Annotated in this window: 1 protein-coding gene; it reads left to right on the top strand. The window is 68.9% G+C overall.

The window, feature by feature from the left end; all coding sequences use genetic code 11:
• Nucleotides 1-433: 433 nt before the first annotated feature.
• The gene (locus tag VFZ20_RS15525; protein ID WP_329684820.1) at nt 434-2050 is read left to right on the top strand and encodes a TldD/PmbA family protein; all 1617 of its coding nucleotides are present in this window, start codon (nt 434-436) and stop codon (nt 2048-2050) included.
• Nucleotides 2051-2209 lie beyond the last annotated feature (159 nt).

Here is a 2209-nt window from a genome sequence, read left to right as displayed (position 1 = left end):
GAATCCTGCCCGCGCGTGGTTGAAGCCTCACGCAGTTTGTGAGGCTTTCCGCAGTGGTTGCGGCGACTTCAGTCGCTCGGCTCGATGCCGGATCCGCCGCCGTTCATCGAACGTTCATCCACGCCCCTCGCATCCCCCCTTGCTGCAACCTTTCCGAACGTGCATTCATCTAACGGCCGGTGCGAAAAATCCAGCACTCCCGTCCCGCGGGGCGGCGCGTCCGGCACGGCGGGCCGCGGCTCGTCCCTCGAACGCCGCCGTCCGTCACGGGGCGCTTTCGCGCGACGGGGGGTGCGGCGTAGACTGTCACCTCGCACCGCCGCACCCCGAAACTCCGGCGCCACGCCGTGCGTAGCAGGGCGCACCCGACACACTCCCGCAGGACCCCGTCCGTTCACGGACACCCCTCACACGACCGTTGGAGCAAACCCCGATGAGACGCAGAGACTTCCTGCTGCGAAGCGCGGCCACCACCGCGGCGCTGGGCGCGGGCCAGCTCGTGCTGCCGCGCATGATCGCCGCGTCGGCGCCGCGCGAGCCCATGGACGCCGCGCTCAACCGCGAGCTGGCCATGCGCGCGCTGGACGCCGCCCGCGGCGCCGGCGCCACCTACGCGGACGTGCGCATCTCGCGCAACCGCTCGCAGCAGATGGGCACGCGCGAGCAGCAGATCACGTTCTTCAACGACCAGGACACGTTCGGCTTTGGCGTGCGCGTCATCGCCAACGGCGCGTGGGGCTTTGCCGCCAGCCGCGAGCTGAACGCCGAGGAGGTCACGCGCGTGGCCCAGCAGGCCGTGGCGCAGGCGCGCAGCAACGCCGGCGCCCGTCAGCGCCCGCTGGAGCTGGCGCCCGTGGAAGCCGTGGCCGAGGGCCGCTGGCGCGCGCCCATCGAGATCGACCCGTTCGACGTGCCCATCGAGGAAAAGGTGGACATGCTGCTGCGGGCCAACACGGCGGCCATGGGGGTGAACGGGGCGCGCTTCGTCAACTCGTTCATGGCGTTCCTCAAGCAGGACAAGACGTTCGCCAGCACCGACGGCTCGTACATCGAGCAGACGCTCTACCGCTCGTTCCCGGTGATGGACATCACGGCCGTGGCGGCGGACGGCAGTGACTTCCAGAACCGCCAGTCCACCGACGTGGCGCCGCGCGGCCTGGGCTACGAGCACGTGCGCAACGCCGACTTCGTGGGCAACGCGCCCCGCTGGGCCGAGGAAGCCGTGGCCAAGCTCTCCGCCAAGTCGGTGGAGCCGGGCCGCTACGACCTGGTGCTGCTGCCCACGCACCTGTGGCTCACGATCCACGAATCGATCGCGCACCCCACGGAGCTGGACCGCATCATGGGGTTCGAGGCCAACTACGCGGGCACCTCGTTCATCTACCCCATCAGCGACTTCCTGGGCAAGTTCCGCTACGGGCGCGACTTCATGAACATCCAGGGCGAGCGCTCGTCGCACGGCGGCCTGAGCAGCGTGGGCTTCGACGACGAGGGCGTGCGGCCCGACGAGTACCTCATCGTCAAGAACGGCATCCTCAACGACCTGCAGACCACGCGCGAGCAGGCGCCGTGGCTGGGCGAGTGGTACCAGTCGCAGGGCAAGCCCGTGCGCAGCCACGGCAACAGCTACGCGGAGGGCTGGGAGTTCGTGCAGTTCCAGCGCATGCCCAACGTGAACCTGCTGCCCAACACGGAGCGCGACGTCTCCGTCGAGGAGCTGGTCTCCGGCGTGGAGAACGGCATCCTGATCGACGGCGACGGATCGTTCAGCATCGACCAGCAGCGCTACAACGCGCAGTTTGGCGGGCAGGTGTTCAAGGAGATCAAGAACGGCCGCATCACGGGGACGCTCAAGGACGTCGCCTACCAGATGCGCACGCCGGAGTTCTGGAACGGGATGGACATGATCGGCGGGCCCAGCACCGTGTTCATGGGCGGGTCGTTCTTTGACGGCAAGGGCCAGCCCTCGCAGGTGAACGCCGTCTCGCACTCCTCGCCGGCGGCGCGCTTCCGCGGGGTCAACGTCATCAACACCGGCCGGAGGGCCTGATCACCATGCCGCCACGCTACATTTCGCGCTCCGACGCCGAGGCCCTCGCGCAAAAGGTGCTCTCGTTCAGCACGGCCGACGAGGCGCGCGTGAACATCGTCAGCGGGTCGCGCGGAAACACGCGCTTTGCCCGCAACCAGGTGAGCACCAGCGGCGACA

Origin of the sequence: Longimicrobium sp., assembly GCF_036280135.1 — a bacterium.
Taxonomy (GTDB): Bacteria; Gemmatimonadota; Gemmatimonadetes; order Longimicrobiales; family Longimicrobiaceae; genus Longimicrobium.
This window is presented reverse-complemented; position numbering and strand designations above follow the sequence as displayed.

What these genes read in the sequence shown, in the direction of transcription:
- VFZ20_RS15525 (WP_329684820.1), top strand. Translation starts at nt 434, where the DNA reads ATGAGACGCAGAGACTTCCTGCTGCGAAGCGCGGCCACCACCGCGGCG.